Origin of the sequence: Falsirhodobacter xinxiangensis (assembly GCF_004959935.1) — a bacterium.
Classification (GTDB): domain Bacteria; phylum Pseudomonadota; class Alphaproteobacteria; order Rhodobacterales; family Rhodobacteraceae; genus Falsirhodobacter; species Falsirhodobacter xinxiangensis.
The window spans coordinates 1-5856 of record NZ_SMYN01000046.1; the positions used below are offsets into that span (position 1 = coordinate 1).

Annotated in this window: 11 protein-coding genes; 6 read left to right on the forward strand and 5 right to left on the reverse strand. The window is 57.9% G+C overall.

Going from position 1 to position 5856, the window contains the following annotated elements:
* Both E2K76_RS19865 and E2K76_RS19870 read left to right on the forward strand, forming a co-directional pair.
* A partial coding sequence (locus E2K76_RS19865; RefSeq protein ID WP_220432321.1) for a hypothetical protein occupies positions 1–243 on the forward strand: 243 nt, incomplete at its 5' end.
* Positions 240–665 carry a hypothetical protein gene (locus tag E2K76_RS19870; protein WP_136686175.1) on the forward strand — a complete coding sequence of 142 codons (426 nt, stop codon included), beginning with the start codon at positions 240–242 and terminating at the stop codon, positions 663–665. The genes E2K76_RS19865 and E2K76_RS19870, both read left to right, overlap by 4 nt.
* A gap of 69 nt (positions 666–734) precedes the next feature.
* Here the strand turns inward: E2K76_RS19870 and E2K76_RS19875 are convergent, their stop codons facing one another.
* From E2K76_RS19875 to E2K76_RS19895, 5 genes are all read right to left on the reverse strand, one after another.
* A complete protein-coding gene (locus E2K76_RS19875; protein ID WP_136686176.1) occupies positions 735–1241 on the reverse strand; it encodes a hypothetical protein in 507 nt (168 codons plus the stop codon).
* Between the two features lies 1 nt (position 1242).
* The gene (locus tag E2K76_RS19880) at positions 1243–2286 is read right to left on the reverse strand and encodes a hypothetical protein (RefSeq protein WP_246033034.1); all 1044 of its coding nucleotides are present in this window, start codon (positions 2284–2286) and stop codon (positions 1243–1245) included.
* Positions 2287–2661: 375 nt separating this feature from the next.
* On the reverse strand, positions 2662–3075 hold the full coding sequence (locus E2K76_RS19885; RefSeq protein ID WP_136686178.1) for a hypothetical protein: 414 nt from the start codon (positions 3073–3075) through the stop codon (positions 2662–2664).
* 73 nt (positions 3076–3148) lie between these two features.
* On the reverse strand, positions 3149–3472 hold the full coding sequence (locus E2K76_RS19890) for a hypothetical protein (RefSeq protein WP_136686179.1): 324 nt from the start codon (positions 3470–3472) through the stop codon (positions 3149–3151).
* On the reverse strand, positions 3469–4305 hold the full coding sequence (locus tag E2K76_RS19895; protein WP_220432322.1) for a KilA-N domain-containing protein: 837 nt from the start codon (positions 4303–4305) through the stop codon (positions 3469–3471). The genes E2K76_RS19890 and E2K76_RS19895 overlap by 4 nt, the downstream gene beginning before the upstream one ends.
* 315 nt (positions 4306–4620) lie before the next feature.
* Here E2K76_RS19895 and E2K76_RS19900 point away from each other — a divergent pair, with 315 nt between their 5' ends.
* From E2K76_RS19900 to E2K76_RS19910, 4 genes are all read left to right on the forward strand, one after another.
* Entirely contained in the window at positions 4621–4980 is a 360-nt protein-coding gene (locus tag E2K76_RS19900; RefSeq protein ID WP_136686180.1) for a lysine N(6)-hydroxylase/L-ornithine N(5)-oxygenase family protein, read from the forward strand.
* A 76-nt stretch (positions 4981–5056) separates the two neighbouring features.
* A complete protein-coding gene (locus E2K76_RS19905; RefSeq protein ID WP_136686181.1) occupies positions 5057–5290 on the forward strand; it encodes an amino acid transporter in 234 nt (77 codons plus the stop codon).
* Complete coding sequence (locus E2K76_RS21030) at positions 5287–5421, forward strand: hypothetical protein (RefSeq protein WP_281280757.1); 135 nt, start codon at positions 5287–5289, stop codon at positions 5419–5421. The genes E2K76_RS19905 and E2K76_RS21030 overlap by 4 nt, the downstream gene beginning before the upstream one ends.
* A 162-nt stretch (positions 5422–5583) precedes the next feature.
* On the forward strand, positions 5584–5796 hold the full coding sequence (locus tag E2K76_RS19910) for a hypothetical protein (protein ID WP_136686182.1): 213 nt from the start codon (positions 5584–5586) through the stop codon (positions 5794–5796).
* Positions 5797–5856 lie beyond the last annotated feature (60 nt).

Below are 5856 nucleotides of genomic sequence, written 5' to 3' on the forward strand. Positions count from 1 at the left end.
ACGGCGGACCACTTCAGTGGGGGAGGATCAGCCCCACAGCATATTGCCGGAGGCCTCATGGGTTTTGATGGACTGTTAAAGGTGTTGGTCGCAGTGACCTGTGTTGCCGTTCTTGCGGGCGGCGGATGGTTCATTCTTGGCGAGAAGAAGGCGCGTGAGGAAGCTGCTCGCGAGAAAGTCTGGGATGACCTCCGGCAGTCAGGCGACGAACTGGAACGCTACAACCGAATGCTAGGTCAATGAGCGACCCTCTGCCCAATTTTCGCAAAGTCCCTTACTCCGAACTGAACGCTCGGCAGCGAGAGAACCACAACTTCCACAAGGTCGCCGCCTGCCTGTCAGATTATGGATACCACTCGATCCGCCTATCCGACGATTTCCAAGGTGCCGACTTCATCGCACTCCACATCGGTGGCGATGACATCCTTCGCGTTCAGCTTAAGGGCCGGCTGACCATCGACGGCAAATATGAGGGCAAGAACCTGCATGTCGCATTCATCGAAGGCGATGCTGTCTACGTTTACCCGCACGATGAAGCCGTCGCATGGGTGTTAGCGAATACGAAGGTCGTTGAGTCGGCATCCTGGCGAGACAACCGCGGCTACAGCTGGCCATCGGTGCCCGGCTGGATCAGGGGATTCTTGGCTCCTTACCAGCTGGCTTGATGCCCAAGCCCCTCATCCTACGGCCGAGGAACGCTGCGGGATGAGATGGAGAGGTAGCAGACTCTAGCGTTAGGCCTTGGGCTTTATGAAGCGCCCGGCCTGCCCGAGCATCCCTGAACCAATCGATTTCCGCACCAGATCGTCAACGCTGGTTTGGATACCCGCATTCTGGCTAAACGTGAAGAGCAAGTCCGTAAAGACTGGCGCAATGGAACTCGCCTGCACCGTGAGTTCATAGGCGAAGGTCCCGAGCTTATCGAATCTTTCATATTTCGGGCCAGCGATATCCCGCAGACGGTGGGCAAGGATATTCCGCCTGTCGAGGAAGTCGTCCAGCGCAGCCACGAGACCCTCGTCGATGTCGGCGCGTTTCTTGAGTGCTTGTATGAGTGCGCCCATGGTTTTCTTGCTGAGCTTTGCTGCAATATCTTCCGCTGGGGCGGTGCCGTGCTCTTCGGGCAGAACATACTGCAGAACCTTAGCGATCATGAGTTCGACGTTCTGCACCGCGATAAGCGCGGTTCCGAGCAATGCCACGACTTCTTCGCGACCCTCGTCGCTAAAGGGCATCTTCATCTCAGCCATCCGTTTCGGGGTCATAAGGCCGGGCACTCATGATCTTAGCCTCGACGACCTCACCTCGCCGCAGCTTCGCGTTCATCGTCAAAAACAATGGCACTTTTGACCATTCGGCATTCTGGATCGCATTACGATCATCCACCGTCGTCAATACGTCAGCGACCTCTGCCGTGAATTCTCGGCCTTGTTTGTCGCTCAGGAGAACCCTGAATCCGGTGGCTGCGGTCGTGTCCGTTCCTCGAATTGTGTAGACCCCGTCTAGTCTTTCTTCTACGGCTTGGGTTCGGACGGCGCTAGTAACACTCTGCCCTGCCGCGCTGGAAATGGGCACGCCATTTACCACTGCGTCTGTCTTGGTGACATGCCGAACAAGCTCGTCGCGCCCCGCGCTCGCTTGTTCTTCTATCTCCGCGACAATCGGAACTTCTTTGGCTACTTCCTCTAGGATTTGGAGCCGTTCCAGATCTCGACCGGCCAAACTCACGATCGCATTCAGGGACTCGCGTCGCTCCTCAGAGCGCGTAGTCTCGACCTGCTGAGCGATCTCCGCCAGCTTGATCTCTTTCTGATTGTTCAGCCAAGTGGTGGTCGCCGTCGTTCCAGCATAAAGCAATCCGAGGGCGACGATCACGGCAGTGATATGCGTAGGCGTCATCTTGTCCACCATGGATGAGGCGACTTTTTCAAGGATGGCTTGCAGATCAACCTTCTGGTCTGAACTGCCCTCATCGACCTTGACGACAAGCTCCAAAATCTCCTTATCGCGCTCGGTGAGCCTCTTGGCATCCGCCTTGCCCGACGCAGCCAACGCGTAAGCGCGATACAAAGACCGCTGAAGTTCAACCCATCCCTGCATCATATAGGGAGTGATGGCGGAGTTGTAGCGCTTCCCCGGAATGTAGACTGAAATATTGGCCCAATCACCAAAGGTGACCTGGGCAACGTCAGTTACCTCTACCAGACCCTTCGTGAAGCGATCAAGAAAGTCCCACGCATCGTCTTCCGTTGCCAAGTTAAAAGCTTGGCTATCCGCAACTGCCACCAATGATTCTCGCCCCTCGTAATTTCGAGGATCGTAGAGGCGATTTTCCGCCGATAGCAACCTTGGGTTATCGAATAGGTGAGGTGGCCCTCAAAAAGAGCCACCCCCGTGACCACCTTGCCGCGGCTTGCCTTATCCAGCCAAACCCCGCCTCGCGCATTTAAAGGGCGGCCTCCGAAAAGACCGCCCTCATAACCATGACCGCCTCGACGGGCCTCAACCGACCTTGCCAGGCCTCGCCTTGCCTTGACCGCCTTACCGTTACCAGCGGGTTGCCCCACCACCCGTGCCGGTCGTGCGCGGGATTTGCAGTGATTTGCGCATGCGAAGTGTGCTGCGAATATGCCTGCGGCAGCGCGCCGCCGCAAGCGTTGGTTATACCGCCAGCCCTGGCGCCGCTTCCATGATGTTCTTCACGACAGACCGATTGACGTCGATCCAGTCGCTGCTGCCCATGTAATCGGCGCCGCAGTCGATCCAGGCAAACTCCATCAGCGCGGCGATACCCGCTGCGGTGGTGGGTGCCGTCTCGTGGATGCGGCAGGCCAGCGCCTCGCGCACGTCCTCCAGTCGAAGACACTCGGCAGACTCACTCGCGCCGCTCTGATCAGACGCCGCGGCCTCATCCCATTGCGAGCGGGCGGCTTTCCATTTTGCGATCAGCGCAATGACTGGATCGCGCGGTGTTGCCGCGACTGCGGGTGTTGCGCCGACCAGCAGAGCTGCGAAACCGACGGCAGGTGCCCCTTTCAAGAAGGCACGACGATGCTTATTGTTGGCCTGAGCCATGATCGATCTCCTTATCAGATCGTTTGGGGTTAGGCCTCCGACAGCGTTGCCGCGCCGCCGGGGGCCGTTTGATTTACAGCGGGATCTGATCTTCGGGCGTGTCGTCGCCTGAGAGGCGCAGGAGGGCGACCTTCTCGGCTCGCTCGTCGCTCCACTTCTTACCCGCGGCCAACGCCTCGCGGTTCGCGGCGATGTAACCGCTGCAAAACGCCTCGTTTTCTTTGGCGATTGAGTCCGAGATTGTTTTGAATTGGCTTGTCGCCGCGTCTAGGGCTTCCATGAACTCGTCTGCATCCTCATCGGGGATGCGTTCATCCAGAGCCACCCGTTCACACCCGACATCAAGCGTAAAGCGGGCGGCAAAGAACGCCCGGCCGAGCTTTTCCATATCAATCACGCGGCACCGCCTTCGAGATAATCGTGCAGTTGCGCGACAATGCCGCCCGCCCAACGCAACTGCCGCACGGGGATGCCAGTCTCCGTTCTCTTCCCGGTGTCAACCATGATCGCGCCTGCTTCGACGCCCTTGTCCGTAGGCTCGTAGTAGGGATGCCCCTTCGCATCACGGAACTGTTTCTGGAAGCCAGAAGCAGTAAGAGCCAGATTGATCACCTTCGCGGTGCGGCCACCGAGACGAGCGCCAATGTCGCTTGGGTTCAGGCTGGCTTCCTGCTGCGGAGCCTCGATCTGAACGATCCCCATCTCTCCCATCATATCGATGCCGGTCAGAGACTTCGTCGCGCGGTTCGCCGACAGGATGATCTGGTTCCCGTCCAACTTCATTTCTTTGCCGATACCCATGAACTGCTTGAATAGCAGTCGGGCTTCGCGCGAGGCGGAAGCCGAGGGGGCAAGGTCACGACCTTTCACCTCGCCCTTGCGGCAGGCAATGAAGGTCCGGTTGACCTCCAGCTGGAAGCTCGGGCTGATCCAGCCGGCGTAGCTGACAGCCAATTCTTCTGCGGCAAAGGTTCCGGGAGCGTGTCCGCCTTTCACCACATTCAGAACCCCAAAGCCCGAATTAGGGCTTTGGCCCTTTAGCTCGGCGATCAGTTCCTGCGCCTGTTGAGTTGCAAGCCATTTGCTAGGTCGTTTGTGATCGTCCAAGCCGCTTGCTTTGTGAAGGGCGTTCAGATTGAACCGTCCTTGCGCGTCGGTGGTGATCTCCACCCCCGCGATGACCGGCACTTGGAATGCGCGGGGCGCGATGCTACGTTCATGGATAGACAAGGCTGATACTCCTTATGTCAGCACTGTTTAGATGCGCCGCCTCTGGTCAGGCGGCGTTGTCGTCTCCGGCAGCGGGGGCCGTTCCGCCAAGATCGCCCCCCGCTGCCATCACTGATCTCAAAACGAACACGATCTGCGCCGACTGTGATCGGATGTTGCATGCGGCTTCCGCCGCTATCCACGCCTTCACGTCTGGCGGGATCATCAATTTAAACTGCCGAGCCTCCATATCCTCACTCATGGGTACATCTTATGTACCTTGGGTACATTTGATGTCCGATTGCGTCAAGGACATTTTTGGTACATCAGTCAGCAATGACTGACGATGAACGCATTCAATACAAGTTCCTTATACCAGCAGACTTGAAAGCCGCGCTGGAGGATCGGGCACGCCGGTCATACCGCAGCCTGTCTGCCGAAGTGATCTTACGCCTTCGCGAGTCAGTCAGAGATCGGGAGCTAGTGAGTGATGACCCCCTAGCGAACGAACAGGCGATGATCGAGCGCGAACTGGCTGCGGCTGAGGCAGACATGCAAATGAACCGGATGCGGCATGCGGAACTGCAACAGCGGCTAAATACGGTACGTCAGATGCGAGAGCGGAGCGAACCTCGCTTGCCACAGGGTGGGCTAGCAAAGGCGCTCCGTGAATACTCTGAGCGCGAAGATAAGTAAGCGCTTACCAAACCGCGTCACTCCCGCCGGGTTGGTAGCGGTCCAGAGATTTGAACCCCCAAAGCGCGTCTAGGCGATGACCCAGCCGAACCATACGATCCACAACGAGCAGACCAAGCTGACCGCGACGTTCGTCAACGGCCTTGCGATTGCTGTGTTCGCGGTTGGTGGCGTCACGCAAGCAATCAAGGCGTTGACCGACCCCGCGACAGTCAACGCCCGTAGCATCGCAGTTACCGCAATTTGTTTTTCTCTGGCCATTGCACTACATTGGATGGCGAGATGGATTCTTGGAAAGATGAAGCCATGACCACGATGCAGACGATCGCTCTACTCATCACCCCTATTGGCGGGCTGATCATCGGCGGCATCATGATGTTCGTCGTGGATCGCTCCGCCAAGCGCGAAGACCGCAGCCACCCCAGTCATCCTGCAGAATAATATACACTTTTGCCGTGAAGATCACGTATCAAAACGGCCTGTTCGGCTCGGTTGACTGCGCGACCATCCAACTCCGCCCCCCACGAGAATGTCATCGCCGCATCGTGGCCAACCAACCTTGCGCGCGCTACCTGCTGCCGCCTCACACTCCATGGCGGCCCGATGCAGTTTCACCTTTCCTACCGGATCAACCGGCTTGAGGGAGTCATCACTGGCGACCTGCCCACAGTGCTGCGCGACTTCGCGGACATGGTCGCTCATCGCTTAGCCATCGAGACAGACTGGCGCGAATACCGGCCACCATCTGTGCCCGAGCTTCGGCAGATGATCGCCGCGTCCGGGCGGGATATCGAGTTCGATTTGGACTACGGATAATGTGCCCCACGCTTGCGTCATGAAGTTCTAGGGTCAGGATTCATAACCAGTAGATAACGG

What these genes read in the sequence shown, in the direction of transcription:
- E2K76_RS19870 (WP_136686175.1), top strand. Translation starts at nt 240, where the DNA reads ATGAGCGACCCTCTGCCCAATTTTCGCAAAGTCCCTTACTCCGAACTG.
- E2K76_RS19875 (WP_136686176.1), bottom strand. Translation starts at nt 1,241, where the DNA reads ATGAAGATGCCCTTTAGCGACGAGGGTCGCGAAGAAGTCGTGGCATTG.
- E2K76_RS19885 (WP_136686178.1), bottom strand. Translation starts at nt 3,075, where the DNA reads ATGGCTCAGGCCAACAATAAGCATCGTCGTGCCTTCTTGAAAGGGGCA.
- E2K76_RS19900 (WP_136686180.1), top strand. Translation starts at nt 4,621, where the DNA reads ATGACTGACGATGAACGCATTCAATACAAGTTCCTTATACCAGCAGAC.
- E2K76_RS19905 (WP_136686181.1), top strand. Translation starts at nt 5,057, where the DNA reads ATGACCCAGCCGAACCATACGATCCACAACGAGCAGACCAAGCTGACC.
- E2K76_RS21030 (WP_281280757.1), top strand. Translation starts at nt 5,287, where the DNA reads ATGACCACGATGCAGACGATCGCTCTACTCATCACCCCTATTGGCGGG.
- E2K76_RS19910 (WP_136686182.1), top strand. Translation starts at nt 5,584, where the DNA reads ATGCAGTTTCACCTTTCCTACCGGATCAACCGGCTTGAGGGAGTCATC.